We start from the raw sequence: 22,517 nt of genomic DNA, 5'->3' as shown, positions 1-22,517 counted from the left end.
GATCCGAAAGGTGCCGTCGCCGATGAGCCCCACCGGTTCCGAGCGCGCCCGGCTGCGCGCCCTGGAGGCCCGGCTGCTGCTGCGTCCCGAGGTCGCCGACTGCGCAGTGCTGCCGGTCGAGCGCGCCGACGGCCGCCGCGGCCTGCTGGCCTACCTGGTGCCCGCCACCGACACCGACCCCGTCGCGCTGCGCCGCCGGGCCACCGCCGCCCTGCTGGACACCGACCCGGGCACCGAGGTGCACCTCCTGGACGGCATCGTCCGGACCGCGCTGGGCGAACCCGACCGCGCCGCCCTCGCCGCCGCGGCGGCCCGGCCGCCGGCCGGCCCCGGGCCCGCGCTCCGCCACCTGCGCGAACTCACCCCGAACTGGCGGCCGTTCGGCGCCCCCGGCCCGGCCGCTGGTGCCACCCCGAGCGGCCCGACGGCTGCCCCCTCGGAGCCCGGGAGCGTGGAGCCCGGGGCCGTGGAGCCCGGTGCCGAGGAGCCCGGGACCGAGGCGGTCGGCGCCCCGCTGCCCGAGCCGGAGCCGGACGCGCCGCGCACCCTGCCCGAGGCCCTGCTGCGCGCCGCCGAGCGGCACCCGGACCGCGGCCTGCACCTGGTCCGGCCCGACGGCGGTGCGACCAGGCTGACCTACCGCCGGCTGCTGGAGCGGGCCCGGGAGACCCTCGCCCTGCTGACCGCCGCCGGGCTGCGGGCGGGCGACCGGGTGATCCTCCAGGTGCCGGACCAGGAGGGCTACTTCACCACCCTGTGGGCCTGTCTGCTGGGCGGGGTGCAGCCGGTCACGGTGGCCCGTCCACCGGCGTACGACCAGCCCAATCCCGTCCTGGAGAAGCTCTGGCACGCCTGGCAGACCCTGGCGGAGCCGCCGGTGCTCGCGGGCGGCCCGGCCGTGGCGGGCCTGGCCCGGCTCGGGGAGCTCTACCCGGCGCCCGGCCTGCGGGTCATCGCGGTCGACCGGCCCGTCGACGGCGGCACCGCGGCCGTCGGCACCAGCGCCGGCGCCGAGCACGCCCCGGACCCCGGCGAGGTGGCGATCCTCCAGCTCTCCTCCGGCAGTACCGGCCGCTCCAAGGCGGTGCAGATCACCCATCGCGGCATCCTGGAGTACGTGGCCGGCGCGGTCGCCCAGGGCGCCCTGCCCGAGGACGTCACCGTCAACTGGCTGCCGCTGGACCACGTCGCCGGGCTGCTGATGTTCCACCTGCGCGACGTGGTGCTGGCCGCCGACCAGGTGCAGGTGCCCACCGAGCTGGTGCTCGCCGACCCGCTGGTCTGGCTGGACACCCTGGAGCGCTACCGGGGCGCGCACTCCTGGTCGCCCAACTTCGGCTACCGGCTGGTGGCCGAGGCGGTGCGGGCGGCCGGCCCCGGCCGGCGCTGGGACCTCTCCTCGGTCAAGTCCCTGATCAACGCGGGGGAGCAGTGCACCGAGGCGGTGCTGGACGAGTTCCTGGCCGCCACCGCTCCGTTCGGCGTACGGGCGGAGCACGTGCTGCTCGGCTGGGGCATGGCCGAGACCTGCACCGTCATCACCTACAAGCGCTACCACGAGGACGGCGCCCGCCGTCTGGTGCGCACCGACTCGCTGACCGGCCGGCTGGAGCCCGCGGACCCGGACTCCCCGGAGCGCGGCACCGCGTTCCTCAGCATGGGGCGCCCCGCCCCCGGCGCCCGGATGCGGGTGGCGGGCGAGGACGGCCGGGCCCTGCCCGAGCACCGGGTCGGCCGGCTCCAGGTCAACTCCGGCCGGGTGACGCCGGGTTACCTGAACAACCCGGCCGCCGACGGCGAGGCCTTCGTCGGCGAGGGCTGGTTCGACACCGGGGACCTCGCCTTCCTGGCCGACGGCGAGGTGGTGCTCACCGGCCGTCGCAAGGAGATCATCATCGTCAACGGGGTGCACCACTTCTGCCACGAACTGGAGGACGTGGTCGCCTCGGTGGCGGGGGTGCGCTCCGGGCACGTCGCCGCCTTCGGGGTCCCGGACGAACGCACCGGCACCGAACAGCTGGTGATCGCCTACGTGCCGAGCGACCCGGCCGCCCCCGCCGCCCCGGTGGCCGCCGAGGTCCGCCAGGTGTTGGCCGCCCGACGGCAGCCGGCCCCCGCCCTGGTACTGCCGGTGCCGGCGGCCGAGTTTCCGCGCACCACCAGCGGCAAGATCCAGCGCACCGCCCTGCGCGCACGCCTGCTCGACGGCGAGCTCGACGAGCACATCGTGGCGCTCGACCTGGCGGAGGCCAACGCCCGGACCGTGCCGGACTGCGTGCGCCGGATCGTCTGGGAACCCCGCCCGGCGCCGGACGCCCCCGAAGCTCCGGAGAGTATCGAGGATTCCGAGAGTCCCGAAGATGCCGAGGATTCCGAAGATTCCGAGGGTTCCGGGTCTGGCGGGCCGACCCTGCTGCTCGGCCCGGCCGGCCCCGGCACCCTCGCCGAGGCACTGGCCGCCGCCCTGCCGGGGGCCGTCCTGGTGGAGCAGCCGCCGACCGCCGACCCCGCGCAGTGGCGGCGGGCGCTCGGCGCCGAACGCCCCGGGCGGGTGGTGCACCTCTGGGGCGCGGACGGCGGGCCCGCCTCGCCGTCGGACGGCGTGCCGCCGGACGAAGCCCTGCTCGCCCTGCTGCACGCCCTCGCCGACCGGCCGCCGAGCGGTGAGCTGGTCACCGTCAGCGCCGGGCTGCACGCCGTGCTGCCCGGCGAACTCCCCGACCCGGCAGCGGCGTTGACGGCCGCGCTGACCGCCGGGGCGAGGGCCGAGCAGCTGGTGCCCGCCGCCCGGCACATCGACCTGCCGGTCGGCCCGCCGACCGCCGAGCAGGCCGCCGCCCTGCTCGCCCTGCTGGCCGAGCCCCGGCCGGAGCCGGAGAGCGCCTGGCGCCGGGGCCGCCCGTGGGTGCCCCGGCTCGGACCGGTCGAGCCCGACACCGAGCCCGCCGATGTCGACGCCGACGCCGAGGCCGACGCCGACGGCAAGGCCGAGGCCGCTGCCGCCGACGGCTGTTCGCTGCTCTCGCCCGGCGCCCGCTACCTGGTCACCGGCGGCCTCGGCGGGATCGCCGCCGAGCTGCTGCCCGGCCTGCTGCGCGACCACGGCTCCCGGCTGCTGCTGATCGGCCGCACCGACCTGGACGCGCCCACCGCCGAGGCGGCCGAACGCCGCGCCGCGCTGCACCGGCTGTCCGGCTACGGCGGCCGGGTCGACTACCGCCGCGCCGACGTGACGGACCGCGAGCAGCTGGCCGCCGTGGTCGCCGAGGCCGAACGGGACTGGGGAGCACCGCTGGACGGCGTGCTCCACCTGGCCGGCGCCTACCGGATCGCCCTGCTCTCCGGCACCGGCCCGGAGGACTGGCGGGAGGCGGTGCGCGCCAAGACCACCGGCACGGACCACCTCGTCGAACTCGTCCGGCAGCGCCCCGGCGCCCAGTTCGTCGGCTTCTCCTCGATGGTCGGCCTCCAGGAGGCCGTCGGCTCCACCGCGTACGCCGCCGCCAACCGCTACCTGGAGAGCGCGGTCGAACGGCTGCACCGGGAGACCGGCACCCCGGCCTGGACGATCTCCTGGGGCCTGTGGAGCCGGGTCGGCATGAACCGCGCCACCGACCACGAGCAGGCCTCCGCCGCCCGGGGCATCGCCGTGCTGAGCGCCGCGCACGGCCGCCGACTGGCCGCGCTGCTGCTGGCCGGCGCCCCGGGCCGCTGGTACGCCGGGCCCGACCCGAGCGCCCCCGCCGCGCGCCGCCACCTGCTGGCCACCGCACCCCGGCCGATCGCGGAGGCGCCGGCCGGCCGTACGGACGAGCACCGGCCCCCGCAGCCGACCGCCGCCCGGGCCGCCGTCACGGACCCCGCCGCCCGGCCGGCCGGCACGGACCCCGCCGCCCGGAACGCCCCCACCGCCCGAAGCGCCCCGGCCGAGCTGCGCCGGACCGTCCTGGACGCCTTCGAGACGGTCCTCGACGCCCCGCTCGACCCGGCCCGCCCGCTGGCCGAACTCGGCATCGGATCCCTCCAGTTGATGCGGGTGCACGGCGCCCTCAGCGCCGCCCTGCCGACGCCCCCGGCACCCACCGAACTGTTCCGGCACCCCACCGTGGACGCCCTGATCGCCCACCTGACCGAGGCCCCCGCGCCGGCCCCGGCCACCGCCACCGGGGCGGCGGCCGGGGCCCCGGTCGGCGACGACCGCCGGATCGCCGTCGTCGGCCTGGCCCTGCGCTTCCCCGGCGCCGACACCCCCGAGCAGTACTGGCGCAACATCGTCGACGGCGTCCGCAGCACCACCCGGTTCACCGAGGAGGAGCTGGCGGCGGCCGGACTGCGCCCCGAGGAGTACCGGCACCCCGACTTCGTCCCGGTGACCGGGGCGCTGCCCGACACCGACCACTTCGACGCCGAGGCCTTCGGCATCAGCGGCACCGAGGCCGCGCTGATGGACCCCCAGCAGCGCCTGTTGCTCGAGATCTGCCGGCAGGCCCTGGAGGACGGCGGCTACGACGCCCCCGACCCGCACCGCCGGGTCGGCGTCTTCGCCGGCACCGGGATGACCCTGTACGCGCTGCGCACCTACTACCAGCACACCCTGGCCGGCACGGCCGACCCGGCCCAGCCGGTGTCCGCGCTGCAGACCGCGATCGGCAACCAGGCCGACTTCGCCGCCACCCGGGTCGCCTACCGGCTGGGCCTGACCGGCCCGGCGGTCGGCGTGCAGACCGCCTGCTCCACCTCGCTGGTCGCGGTGCACCTGGCAGCTCAGTCGCTGCTCGCCGGGGACTGCGACCTGGCCCTGGCCGGGGCCGCCGCCCTGCACATCCCGCAGGCCGCCGGATACCGCTACGAGGAGGGGTCGATCCTCTCGCCCGACGGCGAGTGCCGGGCCTTCGACGCGGAGGCCGCCGGCACCGTCGGCGGCAACGGCGTCGCGGCCGTGCTGCTCAAGCGCCTGGACCGGGCCCTGGCGGACGGCGACACCGTGCACGGCGTGATCCTCGCCTCCGCCGTCAACAACGACGGCGGGCTCAAGGTCGGCTACACCGCGCCCAGCGTGGACGGACAGGCGGCCGTGATCGGCCGGGCCCTCGACCTGGCCGGAGTGCCGGCCGAGAGCGTCGGCTACGTCGAGGCGCACGGCACCGGCACCCCGCTGGGCGACCCGATCGAGTTCCGGGCCCTGGCCCAGGCCTTCCGGGCCCGGACGCAGGCCGCCGACTTCTGCTCGCTCGGCTCGGTCAAGCCCAACATCGGCCACCTGGACACCTGCGCCGGAATGGCCGGGCTGATCAAGGCCCTGCTGGTGCTGCGGCACGGCACCGTCCCGCCGCTGGTCAACTTCGACCGCCCCAACCCGGCGCTGGAGCTCGCCGGGAGCCCGTTCCGGCTCTCCGCCGAGCGCCGCGACTGGCCGGCCGGCGCCACCCCGCGCCGGGCCGGGGTCAGCGCCCTGGGCGTCGGCGGCACCAACGCCCACCTGGTGCTGGAGGAGGCCCCGGCGGCGGCCGCGCCCGGCGCCGCCGACGGCTCCCGGCAGGCGGCGCCGACCGTCCTGCCGCTGTCCGCCCGTACGGAACAGGGCCTGACCGCCCTGGCCGGGCTGCTGCGCGACCGCCTCGCGGCCGGGCCGGCGCCCGCCCCCGGCGACCTGCTGCTCACCCTGGGCGGCGGGCGCCGCGCCCTGCGCCACCGGCTGGCCGTCACCGGCGCCGGCCCGGTGGAGCTGCTCCGCGGCCTGGAGGCCCATCTGGCGGGCCGCACCTCGGGAATCGCGCCGGTGCGCCGCGAGGCCCCGCGCGGTGACGTCCGGCCGGTGCTGCTCTTCACCGGCCAGGGCGCCCAGTACCGGGGCATGGCCGCCGGACTCCACCGCGCCTTCCCGGTCTTCCGGGCCGTGCTGGAGGAGTGCGACCGGCTGCACCGCGAGGCCTGGGACGAACCGCTGCTGCCACTGCTGCTCGACCCCGTGCCGGAGGGCGCCGCCGACGACTGGACCACCGAGGCCGCGCAGCCCGCGCTGTTCGCCCTGCAAGCGGCCCAGCTGCGGCTCTGGCAGGAGCTGGGACTGCGCCCGGCCGCGGTCGCCGGGCACAGCGCCGGTGAGTACGCGGCCTTCCACGCGGCCGGCGCCCTGGACCTCGCCGACGGGATGTTCCTCACCGCGCTGCGCGGCCGGCTGATGCACCGGGCGACCGCTCCCGGCGCCATGACGGCGGTGATGGCCGGCCCGCAGCGGCTCGCCGAACTCGCCGACCGGCTGCCCGGGGTGGAGCTCGCCGTGGTCAACGGCGCCGGCCAGTGCGTGCTGTCCGGCCCGCCGGGCGACATCGCGGCCGCCGAGGCCGTCCTGGCCGCCGAGGGCGTGACCACCGAACGGCTCGCCACCGACCGGGCCTTCCACTCCCGGCTGCTCGACCCGGTGCTCGAACCGTTCCGCGAGCAGCTCGCCCGGCTGCGGCTGCGGCCGCTGACCGTACCGCTGGTGAGCAACCTGGGCGGCGAGGTGCTGGCCCCCGGCACCGTGCCCGCGCCCGACTACTTCGTCCGGCAGACCCGGGAGAGTGCCCGCTTCGACCAGGTGCTCGCCGTCCTGGACGGGCAGGGCCACGAGCTGTTCCTGGAGCTCGGCCCGCACCCGACGCTCACCGGCATGGGCCGCCGGGAGCTGCCGCACCGCCACTTCGTGGCCGGTGCCCGGCGCGGCGCCCCGCAGGAGCCGCAGTTCGACGCCGCGGCCGGGGCGCTGTGGTCCCACGGCGTCCCGATCGACTGGGCGCGGTTCGCCGCCGCCCGCGACTGGCCGGACGGCCCGGCCCGCCGGGTGCCCCTGCCGACCACCGTCTACCAGCGCCGCCGCCACTGGTTCACCGCCCCCGACCGGCCGACCACCGAGGACCCCGCCATGCACCAGGCACCGCCGCCCCAGCAGACCGCCCCGGGCCCCGTCGTCCCCGCGCCCGTTGTCCCCGCGACCGCCGTCCCGCCCGCCGTCGCGAGCCCCGAGCAGCTCGCCGAGGAGGCGGTGCTGCGCCGGGTGCTGGAGCAGACGGCCCGCCAGCTGGGCCACGACGAGGGGGCGGTCGGCGCCGACGACCCCTTCTTCGACCTGGGCGCCGACTCGCTCGGGATGATCAACATGATCCGGGACCTGGAGCGCGCCTTCCGGGTACGCATCTCGATGCGCGAACTGTTCGAGGCGGCGGACACCCCGGCCCGGCTGGCCGGGCTGATCGCCGACCGGCTGGAGCCGGACGTCCGGGACGCGCTGCTGCCGGTGGCCGCTCCGGAGCCGGCCGCGGTGCCCGAGCCGGTCGCGGCCCCGGCTCCCCAGGCGGCCGCGCCCGTCCTCCCCGCAGTGCCCGCCGCCCCCGTACCCGCCGCGCCCGTCCTCCCGGCGGTGCCCGCCGCCCCCGCTCCCGCGCCCGTTCCGGCCGTCCCGTCCGCGCCCCCGGTCCCGGTCGGGGCCGCCCCGGTGACCGACGGCACCGGCCTGATCGAGCGCCAGCTCGCGCTCCTCGGCCAGTTCTCCGACCTGATGCGCGACCAGCTCGGCCTGCTGGCCGGAACGGCGACGGCGACTGCGACCGCGACCGCGACCGGGGTGGTGCCACCCGCGCCCCTCCCGGCGGCGGCCCCCGTCGCCCTGCCACCGGCCGTCGCCCCCGCCGTCCAGGCCACCCCCGCGCCCGTCGCCCCCGCAACCCCCGCGCCCGCCGCCCCGCAGGTGCACGGCCCCCGGGTGACCGTCTCCCGCGAGTCCGGCATGGCCGCCGGCGGCCTGACCGAGCAGCAGCGCGCCCACGTGGACGGGCTGGTCGCCCGCTTCACCGCCCGCACCGCCGCCTCCAAGGCGGTCACCCGCCGCCACCGCCGCACCCTCGCGGACAGCCGCGCCGTGGTCGGCTTCCGCTCCGCCACCAAGGAGATGCTCTACCCGCTCGCCGCCCGCCGGGCCCGGGGCTCCCGGCTGGAGGACCTCGACGGCAACACCTACGTCGACATCACCATGGGCTTCGGCGTCCTGCTCTTCGGCCACGACCCGGAGTTCGTCGCCGAGGCCGTCCGCGAGCACCTGGCCGGCGGGCTGCGGCTGGGCCCGCGCGGCCCGGAGACCGGGGAGGCCGCCGAGCTGCTGGCCGAGCTGACCGGCACCGAGCGGGTCGCCTTCGCCAACTCCGGCACGGAGGCGAACGCCGGGGCGATCCGGCTCGCCCGCGCCTTCACCGGCCGGGACAAGATCGTCATGTTCGAGGGCTCCTACCACGGCCACTTCGACCACACCCTGGGCCGGACGGTGGGCCACGGCGCCGACCGGGAGACCGTCCCGGTGTCGAGCGGCATCCCCGCCAGCGCCGTCGCCGACCTGATCGTGCTGCGGTACGGCGATCCGCAGAGCCTCCAGGTCATCGAGGAGCTCGGCGACCGGATCGCCGCCGTGCTGGTCGAGCCGGTGCAGAGCCGCCACCCGGGGCGCCAGCCGGTCGAGTTCGTCCGCTCGCTGCGCGAACTGACCGCCCGCCGCGGCATCGTGCTGCTCTTCGACCAGATGCTCACCGGCTTTCGGCCCCACCTGCGCGGCGCCGAGGGCTTCTGGGGCGTGACCCCGGACCTCTCCACCTACGGCAAGGTGCTCGGCGGCGGCTACCCGATCGGCGCGATCGCCGGGCGGGCCGACATCCTGGACGGGATCGACGGCGGCCACTGGGACTACGGGGACGACAGCTACCCGCCCAAGGACACCACCTTCTTCGGCGGCACCTACATCCAGCACCCGCTGGCGATGACCGCGGCCGGCGCCGTGCTGCGCCACCTCAAGGAGGCCGGCCCCGGCCTCCAGGAGCGGCTGAACGCCCGCACCGACGAACTGGCCGCGACGCTCAACGGGTTCTTCGAGGAGGAGGAGTTCCCGCTCCGGCTGGCCCACTTCGGCTCGCTGTTCCGGTTCGAGCCGCGGGCCGACGTGGAGCTGTTCTTCCCGGAGCTGCTGACCCGCGGGGTCTACGTCTGGGAGTGGCGCAACTTCTTCCTCTCCACCGCCCACACCGACGGCGACCTGGAGTTCGTGGTCGACGCCGTCCGGGAGTCGCTGCGCGCCCTGCGGCGCGGCGGCTTCTTCCCGGCCCCGCCCGGCCTGCGGGTCCCGGCCCCGCGCCCGGCGGCCGCCGAACTGCCCCCGTCCGAGCCGGAGACCGGCACCGCCCCCGTGCCGTACCACCCGGTGAGCGACCCGCAGCGCCCGGTCGACTTCAGCCTCTACTTCTTCGGCGACTACCCCCTGGACTCCCCGGAGGACGAGAAGTACCGCATCGTGCTGGAGAGCGCCCGCTTCGCCGACCGGCACGACTTCCACGCGGTCTGGCTGCCGGAGCGCCACTTCCACTCCTTCGGCGGGATCTTCCCCAACCCCTCGGTGCTGGCCGCCGCGCTGGCCCGGGAGACCAGCCGGATCCGGCTCAACGCGGGCTGCGCGGTGCTGCCGCTGCACCACCCCGTCCGGGTGGCCGAGGAGTGGTCGGTGGTGGACAACCTGTCCGGCGGCCGGGTCGGCCTGGGCTGCGCCAGCGGCTGGCACCCCAACGACTTCCTGTTCTTCCCGGAGAACTACGGCGGCCACAAGGAGCTGATGCACCGCCAGATCGACACCGTCCGGGCGCTGTGGCGCGGCGAGCCCTACCGCGGCCGCAACGGCAACGGGGAGCCGATCGAGGTGACCCTGCACCCGCGCCCGTTGCAGGAGCAGCCGCCGATGTTCACCGCGATCGTCGGCAACCCGGACAGCTTCCGGGAGGCCGCCCGGCACGACCTCGGCGTGATCACCAACCTGATGACCCAGGACATCGCCCAACTCGCCGAGAACGTCGCCCTCTACCGGCGCACCCGGGCCGAGCACGGCCTGGACCCGGAGGCCGGCCGGGTCGTCGTGCTGGTCCACACCTACCTGGGCACCGACCTCGCCACCGCCCGGGAGCAGGCCTACCGCCCGTTCTGCCACTACCTGCGCTCCTCCCTCTCGCTGTTCGGGCAGATGGCCAACAGCCTCGGCCTGACCCTGGACTTCGAGCACACCCGCGAGGAGGACCTGGAGTTCGTGCTGGAGCGCGCCTACGAGCGCTACTGCGCCTCGCGCGCCCTGATCGGCACCCCGGAGAGCGTCGGGTCCGTACTCGCCGAGCTGCGGGCGGCCGGCGCGGACGAGATCGCCTGCTTCGTCGACTTCGGGCTCGCCCCCGACCTGGTGGCCGCCGGCCTGCCGCAGATCGACGCGCTGCGCCGCTCCACCGAGCGCGGCGCCGCACTGTCCTACGCGCAGCAGCGGATGTGGTTCCTGCACCGGATGCTGCCCGACGCCGCCCAGTACAACGAGGTCAAGGCCGTCGAACTGGACGGCCCGCTGGATCCGGAGGCGCTCGACACCGCGCTGCGCGCGCTGGTGGAACGGCACGTCGGGCTGCGCACCGTCTTCCGGGAGCAGGACGGCGAACCGTTCCAGCAGGTGCTCCCGGCGCCGGACGGCCCGGTGCTGGAGCGGGTCCCGGTGCACGGGCCGGCCGAGGAGGCGGTGGCCGGGCTGGTCGCCGCCGAGGGCGCCCGCCGCTTCGACCTGGCCGAGGGCCCGCTGTTCCGGGCCGGGCTGCTGGCGACCGGGCCGGACCGGCACGTCCTGGTGCTGTCGATGCACCACATCGTGATCGACACCCTGTCCACCGTGGTGATCACCCGGGAGCTGGGGGAGCTGTACCGGGCGGCCCGGGAGCGGCGGCCGCACCGGTTGCCCGCGCTCACCACCACCCCGGCCGCCGAAGCCGCCCGGGAGCGGGCCGCGGTGGCCGCCGGGGCGTACCAGGAGAGCCTCGACCACTGGCGCAAGGTGCTGGGCGGCGAGCTGCCGGTGCTGACCCTGCCCACCGACCGCCCCCGCCCCGCCGTACCGGACGGCCGCGGCCGCGCCCACGTCCGCCACCTGCCCGCCGAACTATCGGCAGACGTACGGGAGTTGGCCCGCGACCGGCGTTCGACCCTGTTCATGGTGCTGCTCACCGCCTTCGCCGGGGTGCTCCAGCGCTACAGCGGCCAGGACGAGGTGGTGCTGGGCACCCCGCTGGCCAACCGGGCGGACGGCACCGAGGACCTGGTCGGCTTCTTCGTCAACACGCTGGCGCTGCGGCTGGACCTCTCCGGCGAGCCGGACTTCGCCGAGGCGCTGGACCGGGTCCGCTCCACCGCGCTGGACGGCTACGAGCACCAGCAACTGCCCTTCGAGGTCCTGGTCCAGGAGCTGAACCCGCAGCGGGACACCAGCCGCAACCCGCTCTTCCAGGTCATGGTCGAGTTCGAGAACCACGAGGTCTTCGAGCTGGACCTGCCCGGGGTGACGGCCCGCCCGCTGGACCACGTGGTCGACCGCTCCGCCTTCGACCTGGCGCTCTTCCTCACCAACCTGCCCGAGGGCATCCGCTGCCACGTGGAGTACGCCGAGACCCTGTTCGACCGGGCCACGGTGGACCGGCTGTTCGACGCCTTCGAGCGACTGCTGGCCGCCGCCGTCGCCGACCCGGCCCGACCGCTCGCCGAGCTGACGGCCGCCCCCGCCGACCCCGCCCTGGAGTGCGGCCCGGCGGCGGAGCCGGCGCCCGCGCACCCGCTGGCCCGGGTGGCGGCCACCGTGGCCGACCGGCCGGAGGCCGTCGCGGTGGTCGCGGCCGACGGCACCGCGACCGACTACCGGACGCTGTACGCCAGGGCCGAGGAGCTGGCCCGCCGGCTGCTGGCCGCCGGGGTGCGCGAGGGCGACCGGGTGGCCGTGCTGGTGCCGCGCTCGGCGGACCAGGTGGCCGCGCTGCTGGCGGTGCTGCGGCTGGGCGCCGTCCTGGTGCCGATCGACCCGGTGCAGGGCGCGGAGCGCTGCCGGCTGATCGCCGCGGACAGCGCCCCGACCGTGCTGCTCACCGCCCGGGGCACCGACCTGATGGGCATCTCGCTGCCGACGGTCCACACGGACGCCGAGGCCGACGCCACGCCCTCGGCGGTGGAACTGCCGCCGCTGCCCGTCCCCTCCGCGCAGGCCGCCGCGTACCTGCTGTACACCTCCGGCTCCACCGGCCGGCCCAAGGGCGTGCTGATGCACACCCTCGCGCTGGCGTCGTTCCTGGTCTGGAACGTCGCCGATCACCCGGCCGCCCGCACCCTCCAGTACGCCTCCTGCGGCTTCGACGTCAGCGTCCAGGAGGTGCTGACCACGCTGGCCGGCGGCGGCACCCTGCTGCTGATCGAGGAGGAGACCCGCTACGACATCACCGCGCTGGCCGCCGTGGTCCGCGCCACCCGGGCCGAGCGGCTGCACCTGCCGTACACCCCGCTGGCCGCGCTGGTCGAGGCCCTCGGCGACGAACCCGTGCCGCACCTGCGCGAACTGATCCAGGGCGGCGAGCAGTTGCTGCTCACCCCCGCCCTGCGCGCCTTCCTGGCCCGCAACCCCGGCTGCGCGCTGGTCAACCACTACGGCCCCACCGAGACCCACGGGGTCACCTCCGGCCGGATCGACCCGGACGGGCCGGACCACGCCTCGATCGGCCGCCCGGTGCCGGGCAACCGGATCGTGCTGCTGGACGCCGCCGGGCGGCCCGTCCCGGCGGGAGCGGTCGGCGAGATCCACGCGATCGGCGTCCAGGTCGGGCTCGGCTACCACGGCCGGCCGCAGGAGACCGCCGCCGTCTTCACCGACACCCCGGAGGGCCGCCGCTACCGCACCGGCGACCTCGGCCGGTGGCGGCCGGACGGCACCCTGGAGTACCTCGGCCGGGCCGACCGCCAGGTCAAGGTGCGCGGCTACCGGGTCGAGCCCGGCGAGGTCGAGACCGTGCTGCGGACCGTACCGGGCGTGCGCGGCGCGGCCGTGACCGGACGCCGCACCCCGGCGGGCACCACACTGGCCGGGTACGTGCGGTGCGCGGCCGCCGACCTGCCCCGGGTCCGCGACCAGCTGGCCGACCTGCTGCCCGAGCACATGGTGCCGGGGCTCTGGGCCGCCGTCGAGGAGCTGCCGTTCAACCTCAACGGCAAGCTCGACACCGCCGCGCTGCCGGAACCGCTGCCGTTGGGCGCCGGACTGGCCGCCGTCGCCCCGGCCACCGAGCTGGAGCGCACCGTGCAACGGCTGTGGGAGGAGGAGCTCGGCCGCCCCGCGGGCGTGGAGACCTCCTTCTTCGACCTCGGCGGCCACTCGCTGGCCGCCACCCGGCTGCTGAACCGGGTCCGCGAGGCCACCGGGCTGCGGATCGGCGTGCTGGACTTCTTCCGCCGGCCCACCGTCCGCGCGATGGCCGCCCACCTGCCGGCCGCCCAGGAGCGCCCGGCCCCGGCCTACGAGGAGGGCACGCTGTGACCGCCGCCGCCCCCGGTCCCGCCGCCGCCCCCGGCCCCGCCGCCGCCCCCGCGTCCGGGCCCGCCCCCGCGTCCACCGGCACCGATCACGGCTGGGACCGCCTCCTCCGGCTACTGGACGAGCGCGGGATCGTGCTGCGCACCACCGGCGAGCGGCTCGGCTACCTCGCCCCGGCCGGCGCGCTGGACGAGGAGGCCGCCGGGCTCATCCGGGCGCACCGGGAACGGCTGCTGGCGGTCCTCACCGGCTCCGGTGCGGCGCTCGCCGCCGCGCCGGCCGGGCTGGCCCAGCACCGGCTGTACCGGACGCACGGCCGCTCCGCCGACCCGGCGGTGTGGAACATCACCCAGCGCATCACCCTGCGCGGGCCGCTCGACCCCGAGCGGCTGGCCGCCGCCCTCACGGCGCTGAGCGAGCGCCACGAGAGCCTGCGGACCCGCTACCAGGACACCGAGCTGGGCCTGCTCCAGCAGGTGCGGCCGAACACCCCGGTGGAGTTGCCGGTCGAGGACCTGCGCACGCTCGCCCCCGCCGCGCGGGACGCGGCGCTCGCCGGGGCCACCCGGGCCGAGGGCGCCCTGCCGTTCGACCTGGACGGCGACCGGCTGCTGCGCGCCCGGCTGCTCCGCACGGCCGAGGACGTCTGGGTGCTGCTGCTGTCGCTCCACCACATCGTGGTCGACGGCTGGTCCCTGGCCACCCTGCTGGCCGACCTGGGCGCGCTGTACCGCCGGGACGGCGCTCCGCTGCCGGACCCCGGCCGGATGACCGACCACGCCTGCTGGGAGCGGACCGTGGTCACCCCGGCCGCCGTCACCGAGGCCCTCGAGCACTGGGCCCACGTCCTGGGGGACACCCCGCCGGCGGTGGACCTGCCCACCGACCGGCCGCGCCCCGACCAGCGCTCCGGGCGCGGCGGCACCCTCGCCTTCCGCGTCCCGGCGGCGCTGGCCGAGGCGGTGGGCCGCTGCGCCGCCTCGCGCTCCACCACCGCCTCGGCGGTGCTGCTGGCCGGCTACGCCCGGCTGCTCGGCGAGCTGACCGGGGCGGCGGAGACCCTGGTGGTGCTCTCGTACGCCAACCGCACCCGGCCGGTGGACGAGCGGGTCGTCGGCCTGCTCACCACCGGCCTGCCGATCCGGCTGCCCACCCGCCCGCCGGGCGGGTTCGGGGCCGCAGTGGACACGGCGGCCAGGGCGGTGGCCACCGCCCTGGACCACGCCACGGTGCCCTTCGGCCACCTGATCGAACCGCTGCGCGAGCGCGGCGTCGGGCTGCCGGCCGGCTACCCGCAGGTCCTGCTCGCGGTGCAGAGCACCCCGGCGATCGCCCTCGACCTCCCCGGCCTGGCCGTCGAGGTCGAGGACGTGCCGGGCCCGTCCACCCGCGCCGACCTCTCCGTGCTCCTCACCCCGGACGCGGACGGCTACGCGGGCCTGGCCGAGTACGACGCCGACCTGTTCGACCCGGAGACGGTGCGGTCCTGGCTGGAGCGGATGGTGGCGGGCCTGGCCCGGGAGCTGACGGACTGACCGCCCCTGACCCCCCTGACCCCCTCAGACCGGCCCTGACCGGCCCTGGGCGCCGCGCGGCGTGCGTCGCGCGGCGCCGAGTCGCGTCCCGGCTCAGGGGGAGGAGGGATCGGTGGGGAAGAGGACGGGGCTGAGCAGGTACGGCACCCGGCCCGGGCCGGGCTGGTTGCCCAGCCGGGGCCGCAGGGCGGCGACCAGTTCGCCGACGAGCTCGGTGAGTTCGTCCGGGCTGAGCCAGAGCGTGCCCTGGCGGTAGGAGACCGAGTCGGCGGTCGGGTTCGCGCCCTCGCGGTCGAGGTAGGCGTTGAACTCGGCGATGAGGACGGCCATCGCGGCGGCGAAGCCGCGGCGGTGGTCCTCCAGGGACATGGTCGCGGCCGCTTCGCCGTCGATCGAGGGGCGGTCGCGGCGCAGCCGGTAGCGGCGCTCGACGACATTGCGGACGCGGCGCTCCTCGGCCACGTCGAGGAAGCCGGCCTCCGCGAGCAGGGCCACGTGCCGGTAGACGCTCACCTTCGGCACATCGGGCAGCCGGGCGGACAGTTCGCCGGTGGTGAGCTCGCGTCCGCCGGACAGGGCGTGCACCACGCGGAGGCGTACTGGGTGGAGAAGCAGTTCGGCGGTGTCCATGGCGCCACTATTTCACGAGTGATACCGTTATCGAAATTGAAACCGTGGATGGGGGAGCGCAGCGGATGAGACGGGAAACCGGACGTGCAGTGGCCGTGAACGGGCGCTCCGTCCATGTCGAGGAGTCAGGTCGGGGCGCCGACTGGGTGGTCTTCGAGGCCGGAGCGGGCCTCGGCCGGACCAGCTGGGACGCGGTCCTGCCGCTGCTGGCCGACCGTGCCCGGCTGGTGGCCTACGACCGTGCCGGGTTCGGCCGCAGCGGCCGAACCCCGGGCCGGCTGGGCATCGACGACCTGGCCGCCGACCTGGCCGCGTTGATCGGGGAAGTGGTCCCGCGATCGTCCCCTCCGGTGCTCGTCGCGCACAGCATGGGCGGCCTGGTCGCGCGCCGCGCGGCGGACAGCCCGGGCCTGCGGCTGCGCGGCCTGCTGCTGCTCGACCCGACACCGGAGAGCGCACCCGTCTACGACCGGTTCGACCGAACCGCCGGGAAGGTCGACCGGGTGCTCGCCGTGACGCAGGCGCTGGTGCGGCTGCGCCCACTCGCCCGCCTGGGCAGCGGGAACCTCCGGCGCGCGTTTCCGGCCGACACCTACGCGACCATGCTCGCCGAGGACCTCGTCCCCGCCGGGATCGCGCAGACCAGGAAGGAGCTCAGGGCCGTGGTCGAGGCCATCCCCCGGTTCCGCGCCGAGCCGCCCGGCCTCCCGAGCTGCCCGACCGTACTGCTCTCGCCGTCCCGCCCCGACCGGGGCCGCGCTGTGCAGCGCACCGCCATGACCGCCCACCAGCGGCAGTGGGTCGCGACCCTGCCGGACGGACTGTTCGAGGTGGTCGACTCGGGCCACCTCATCCAGGCCGAGCAGCCGGGGGCGGTGGCGCAGGCGGTCGGCCGCCTCCTCGACCGGACAGGTCCTCGTTGATCCGTCCCTTCCCGGAGTTCCCGGAGCCCACCCGTGGGGCTCCGGGGCCCTCCCGAGGGCTCGGCTTGCACGTGTCCGCCGACCGGGTGAGCCTGGAGTTGGCAGCCCGTACGGGGCGCGGGCAGGTGCGCCGAGCGTCAGAAGGACGCGTCGAGTCGCGGACCGCGTCGCACCGCATGGACCCCGCGTCGCACCGCACGGAACCCACAGTGCTGAGGACCCGTCATGCCACTGTTCACCGGTCCCGTTGACGACCCGCTCGCGTTCAACAACAACCCGTCCATGCAGAACGCCCTGGACACCACGCGGCAGCAGCTGTCGGACGCCGGCACCCCGACGGTCGACGACCTGGCCGTCATCGTCGTCGCGCTGACCGGGTTCGAGGGCGGGCTGAACCACCCCTGGGCGGCGATCCGGGACCAGGACGAGTGCTACTCGGCCAGCCTGATCAAGATCGCGGCGATGTACACGGCCTTCGACCTGCGGTCGAGCGCCGACCAGCTGGCCGGCGATCTGGGGCTGACCACCTGGCCGGCCATCGAAGCCGCACTGAAAGCCACCTTCGACCCGGACATCGGCGCGCACACGCCGTCACAGATCAAGGTGTCGACGGCGTTGCGCGCCGAGGACAAGGCCAGGCGGCCGAACTATTCGGCCGTTCTCCGACTCGGACCCTCCGGTGGGGTCTTCACGGTCGACTTCACTCCGGCGCAGGTGGCCGCGTTCGAGGACATGATGGTGCAGCAGAACGACCCGGGGGCCACCACGACGATCCACGGTCTGGGATACCCGTACCTCGACGGCAAGCTCGCCGACTCCGCCCTCTTCGACAGCACCTCCGCAACGGGGCTGTGGCTGGCGGGCGACTACGCCGGGATCTGGCCGGCCGCGCGCATCCCGTGTGTCAACGACGTGGACACGGCCCAGGGCACCACCGCGCGGCAGCTCGTCAGACTGCTGACGCTCCTGGCGGACGACAAACTCGTCGGGCCGACGAGCAGCCAGGGCATGAAGGCACTCATGGCCCGGGCGGGCACGTTCTTCGCGTCCACCAGCCCACCGATCTGGCCCCCCGGCGGACAGTTCGTCGCCACCCACGGCAAGGTCGGCATCGGCTCGTTGAAGACCGGCCAGACCGTGCTGTCCGAGGGGATCCTCGTCAGCGACACCGTGCGGGGCAGGAGCTTCGCCGTCGTGTACCAGAACGTGATCCAGGACGGCCTGACACAACGCCAGGCACTCGTACCGGTGGCGACACTGATCGAAGCCGCCCTGAACGCCTTCTGACACCGGCACCGGGGCACGCCCAGGCCCGGCGCCCGACCAGCTCGATCAGGGAGCTGCCATGCCCGACATCGAGATCGACACCTCGCGGCTGACCGTACCGCGGTTCACCGTCCCGGAGGCCGGCGCCGCCGTGCTGGACGGCTCCACCGCGCCGCCGCCGACGGTCACCCTGCCGGTCGGTGAGGGCTTCCACCTGCAGCAGGGCGGGCTACCGCCCGCCGACCTGGTGTTCGCGGTGCGGGCCGACGCGACCGTGGACTTCGATCCGGCCCTGGACACCTTCCTGAGCGGGCGCGGCACACGACGGCTGACCGTCCTCGGCCTGCCCGTCACGCTGGACAGCACCGCGCTCGGCCACGCCCTGGTCCTGGACCCCGGCGGCGCGGTGCTGGCCGCCGGGGCGAGTCCGCTGGTGCTGCTCCCGGCCGCCGACTACCGCCTCCTGGTGCCCTCCGTCTCCGCCTCGCTCAGCTTCGGCGTCGCCCGCAACGGGGCCGTCGGCATCGACGCGGCCACCGCGCGCTTCGCCACCGCGACCGGCCCCTCCCTCGCCGTCCAGGGCTTCACCGTCACCGTCGACGGCCGGGACCTCGCGCACGACCTCTACCCGACGCACTCCGGCACCGGCCTGCCCAACGACGCCCCGCACCGGCTGCAGCTGATCCCGGGAACGGGCTACGGTTTCCAGGCCGGTCCGTCCGGGCCGGTCAGCGGCTTCCGGTACGACGTGGGGCCCGACGGTGCCATCACGCTGAGCGGCGGCGCCGCCCGGCTCGACGCGCGGACGAACGGCTTCGCGTCCGTGGTCGGCGCCACCCTCACGGTCCACGGGTACGACGTCACCGTCGACGGCCGTGCACTCTCCCACGACCTGCTGTCCCTCCAGCCGCAACTGCTCCTCCCGCGCGATGTCACCCACCGCCTGCGGGTGATCCCCGCCGACGGCTACGGCTTCCAGGCCGGAACCTCCCTGACGGGGTGCCGCTACGACCTCCGGCTCGACGGCACCGTCGACTACCCGGCGGACTGCGACGGCTTCCAGGCCGGTCGTGGCACCGACAGCCTGGTCGTCCTCGGCTACCCGCTGGTCGTCGACGCCGAGCAGGCGGACAGCGACCTGGTCGACCTCGCCCCCGTCGGGGTCCGCGCCCAGTCCCCGCGCCGCCTCTTCGCCGTGGTCGCACCGGCCCCCGGCTACCTGCCGCGCACCGCGAACGGCCCGTTCACCACGCCGTTCACCGTCGGCCAGGACGGCACGGTCAGCTTCCCCACCACGCCGACCGACCCGGCCCCGGCCGGCTTCTACGCCACGCCACCGGACCCCGCCCCGCCCGGCCAGGAGGTCACCCTCGAGGTCGCGGTCCTGCCCGACGACCCGGCCGCGGGCAGCCCGCAGGCCACGGTCACCTTCACCGAGGCGGGCGTCGTGCTCGGCGCCGCCCGGCCGGACGCCACCGGGGTCGCGAGCCTGGGCACCACGGCCCTGTCGATCGGTGACCACCAGGTCACCGCGGTCTTCCCGGGCGACGACCGCCTCGCGCCGAGCACCACCGTCCTGCACCACCGGATCGAGGCCGCCGCGGGCACCCCCGACCCCCTGACCGCCGCGAGCGCCCTGCTCGCGACCGCCGACCAGCAGGCCTCCCAGGGCCTGACGGAGGCGGCCGTCACCTCCGCCGCCGCCGCGGTGGACACCCTGGACGCCTTCGTTCCCCCGACGGACCAGGCCGGCCCCCGCCTCGCCCTGTACGCCCGCGCGCTGACCGGCCTCGCGGACCGGCTGGTCGCCGCGGGCCGCCCCGTCGAGGCGGAGCAGCCCGCCGAGGACGCCGTCCAGGCCCTGGACCGGCTGGCCGTGCTCGCCCCGGCCCTGGTCGACCCGACGGTCAACGCCCACGCCCGGCAGCTGGCGGCCACCCTCACCCAGGACCAGACCGATCCGGGCGGCCCACCGGTCCCGGACCGGCCGCTGCCCGCCCCGCTCGACTGGTCCGCGCTGCCCCTCCTGGCCCAGATGGCCGACCCGCACCTGGTGGACGGCGCCGCCAAGCTGGCCCAGGCCCTCCTGAACGCGGCCGGCACCACCCCCGCGCTGACCGTGGACGGCAACGTCGGGCCGCTGACCCGGGCCGCCCTGGAGAGCTTCCAGAAGGGCCGCAGGCTCCCGGTGACGGGCACGACGGACACCCGGACCTGGTACGAGCTGGCGCTGGTCGGACAGCTGCCGCTGCTGGAGGCCGGGCCCCGGACGCCGGAGATGGCCGGCCCACCGGTAGCGGTGGTGCAGGACCTGCTCAACCAGGCCGGGGCGACGCCGCAGCTCACCGTCGACGGCCGCTTCACGGCGGACACCGACGCCGCCGTCCTGGCCTTCCAGACCCGGCGGGGCCTGCCGGCGACCAACCCGGGCAAGGTCTCGCCCGCGGTGTGGGCCGCGCTGGCCGCCGTGCCGATCGCCGGGGCCGCCACCGCCACGATGCGGCTGACCTTCGCCTGCGATCCGGCCGCGCAGGGGCAGACGCCCCGGATCCGGTTCGTCTCCCGCGAGGACCTCGCCATGACCTGCCCGCTGGGCGCCGACCCGCCGCCCGCCACGGACGGCCTGGCGGGCTTCTGGTTCGAGCTGCGGGGCGACCAGGACCAGGTGCTCTACCGCCGCAGCCGTCACCAGCCGGTCCCCGTCCTGGCCGAGGTGCCCGGTGACGGTGACGACGGCTCGCTGCGGTCACCCGCCGTGGACAGCCCCCAGGGCGGTTTCGAACTGCTGGCCCCGGTCCTGCCCGGGGCACGGAAGCTGGTGGTGTTCAGCAGCCCGCTGCGTGCCGACGCCCTCGACCAGCCCGCCACTGAGGTCCTCACCGTCCCGCTGACCGGAGGCCGGTCATGAGTTCCCACGACTACGTCGTGGGCCACCCGGACGGGGTGGCCTCGGGCTGGACCGTCGCGATCGTGTCCGAGGGGTACACCCGGGCCGAGTTGGACGCCGGCCTCTTCGACAAGGACGCGGCCGCGGTCGCTGTCCGGCTGCTGAACACCCCGCCGTTCAGCCACCGGGACCTGCGCCGGCAACTGGTGGTCGTGAAGGCCCCGATCGCCTCCGCCAACACCGGGAACACGATCGTCCCGAAGGACCCGGTGCCCGCGGTGTCGCCGTTCGGCACCGCGTTCGGCGCGATGTTCAACCGCAGCCGCGGCAGCGACGGACACGTGATCGAGCGGGCGGTCCACGGGGACAACACGGCGGTGAAGGCCTTCGTGCGCTCCCGGCCCGGCCTCGCCGCGGTGACGCACTTCCTGGTCATCGTGAACAACAGCCTGACCGACGGCGGCCTGATGTCCGAGGGGGTGGGCTGGTTCACCAAAGTCGGTTCCCTGTGGCCCGCGATCGCCGTCCACGAGCTCGCCCACGAGGCGTTCGACCTGGCGGACGAGTACCAGTACCAGAACGACGAGGACTCCGACCCGCTCACGACCTTCCGACCCCGGCCGGCCGATCTCGACGTCCCCAACGCCACCACGGCGACCGCCATCCCCGAGATCAAGTGGAGCGAGTTCATCACCCTGCCGCAGAACCTCGTCCCGACGACGGTGACCGGCGGGCCCTGCGTCCGCCGCCACCCGGCCATCGTGACGCCGGCCGGCACCGTCGGCGCCTACGAGGGAACGGCCCACTTCGACTGTGGAATATTCCGCCCGTCGCTGACGTGCCTGATGCGCCGGTCGACGGCCCCGTTCTGCGGGGTGTGCGAGAACACCGGCCGCGCCGTGCTCGGGCACTACGTGCTGAAGCAGGGCGGCGGCATCAGCACGACGGCAGGACTGTGGACGCACGTGCAGACCTTCCCCGACGACCCAGGCACGGGCGTGCTGTCCTACCACGTCGGCGCCGGCACCTACGCGGTGACGTTCACGAACATGTACCTGCTGTCCGACCGCCGCCCCGACGGTTCACCGCCGATCGACGTCCTCAACCCCTCGCAGGGCGCCGGGTCCATCGGCCCCGGCTGGACGTGGCTGTCGCCGTTCCAACTCAACGGCGTCCCGCACTTCCTCGGTCACCAGGGCGACACGGGGCGCCAGGCCGTCTTCCGGCTCAAGCTGCCCGGCAACTTCCTCCAGAAAGCGGTCGAGACGCCGCCGGGCCAGGCCTCGCACACCCACGTCGTCACACTGGACATCGGCGGCGCCCCGCACTACCTCGGCTACAACAGCTTCACCGGTGACGCCCAGCTGTTCCGGCTCGTCGCCGCCGACGCCGCGCCATCCCCGGTGGTGACGATGCAGTGGGGCGCCGGCCACAACGTGGTGACGGCGGTCCCGCTGGACGGCATTCCGCTCGTCCTGACCTACCGGATCGACACCGGGGAAGTGGCCCTGCGCGCGATCACCCCGTCCGGGTTCACCATGGCGTTCAGCCGCGGACCGAACTTCTGGACCAGGGACATCACCCACGCGGCGGCCTTCGTCCTCGCCGGCCGCTGCTACGTCCTGCGCTACTCGGCGCTCACCGGCCGGGCCTCGATCCACTACGTGCACCGCCAGGGGGACGGGATCGACCCCGTCTGCGCGGTCCTCCCGGCACCGGGGCCGGGCGGCCACTCGATCCAGGGGGTCGGGATGCCGATGATGGGGCCGTTCCCGATCGCCGGGCTGACGCGCGACTACGACAACCTGTACTTCTACAGCACGCAGAACCGGACACTCCGCGCCGTCGTGCTCACCCCCGGGTGACCGGCCACGGCCGGCCCGCACGATCCACGC

At 75.8% G+C, this 22,517-nt stretch carries 7 protein-coding genes; 6 read left to right on the top strand and 1 reads right to left on the bottom strand.

Translation table 11 applies throughout. From position 1 onward, the window contains the following. Positions 1-22: 22 nt before the first annotated feature. Together ACIQWA_RS34785 and ACIQWA_RS34780 are read left to right on the top strand one after the other, a co-directional pair. Positions 23-13,384 carry a MupA/Atu3671 family FMN-dependent luciferase-like monooxygenase gene (locus tag ACIQWA_RS34785; RefSeq protein ID WP_402489521.1) on the top strand — a complete coding sequence of 4,454 codons (13,362 nt, stop codon included), beginning with the start codon at positions 23-25 and terminating at the stop codon, positions 13,382-13,384. Beyond that, positions 13,381-14,916: a condensation domain-containing protein gene (locus ACIQWA_RS34780; protein ID WP_402489518.1), complete on the top strand. Its 1,536-nt coding sequence runs from the start codon at positions 13,381-13,383 to the stop codon at positions 14,914-14,916. The genes ACIQWA_RS34785 and ACIQWA_RS34780 overlap by 4 nt, the downstream gene beginning before the upstream one ends. Positions 14,917-15,009: 93 nt before the next feature. Here ACIQWA_RS34780 and ACIQWA_RS34775 read toward each other — a convergent pair whose 3' ends face one another. Next, positions 15,010-15,546, bottom strand: a complete 537-nt coding sequence (locus ACIQWA_RS34775) for a helix-turn-helix domain-containing protein (protein ID WP_402489515.1) — start codon at positions 15,544-15,546, stop codon at positions 15,010-15,012. Between the two features lie 65 nt (positions 15,547-15,611). Here ACIQWA_RS34775 and ACIQWA_RS34770 point away from each other — a divergent pair, with 65 nt between their 5' ends. From ACIQWA_RS34770 to ACIQWA_RS34755, 4 genes are all read left to right on the top strand, one after another. Further along, positions 15,612-16,469, top strand: a complete 858-nt coding sequence (locus ACIQWA_RS34770; RefSeq protein WP_402489513.1) for an alpha/beta fold hydrolase — start codon at positions 15,612-15,614, stop codon at positions 16,467-16,469. A gap of 225 nt (positions 16,470-16,694) precedes the next feature. After that, positions 16,695-17,756 (top strand): hypothetical protein, encoded by a 1,062-nt coding sequence (locus tag ACIQWA_RS34765; protein ID WP_402489510.1) that lies wholly within the window; start codon positions 16,695-16,697, stop codon positions 17,754-17,756. A gap of 58 nt (positions 17,757-17,814) precedes the next feature. Then, positions 17,815-20,643, top strand: a complete 2,829-nt coding sequence (locus tag ACIQWA_RS34760; protein ID WP_402489507.1) for a peptidoglycan-binding protein — start codon at positions 17,815-17,817, stop codon at positions 20,641-20,643. After that, positions 20,640-22,487: a M64 family metallopeptidase gene (locus ACIQWA_RS34755; RefSeq protein WP_402489505.1), complete on the top strand. Its 1,848-nt coding sequence runs from the start codon at positions 20,640-20,642 to the stop codon at positions 22,485-22,487. Before ACIQWA_RS34760 ends, ACIQWA_RS34755 begins: the two co-directional genes overlap by 4 nt. Positions 22,488-22,517 lie beyond the last annotated feature (30 nt).

It is taken from the genome of Kitasatospora sp. NPDC098652 (assembly GCF_044760155.1).
In the GTDB taxonomy this organism is placed as follows: Bacteria; Actinomycetota; Actinomycetes; order Streptomycetales; family Streptomycetaceae; genus Kitasatospora.
Note: the sequence above shows the minus strand (reverse complement) of the source record. Positions and strands in the feature narration are given on the sequence as shown.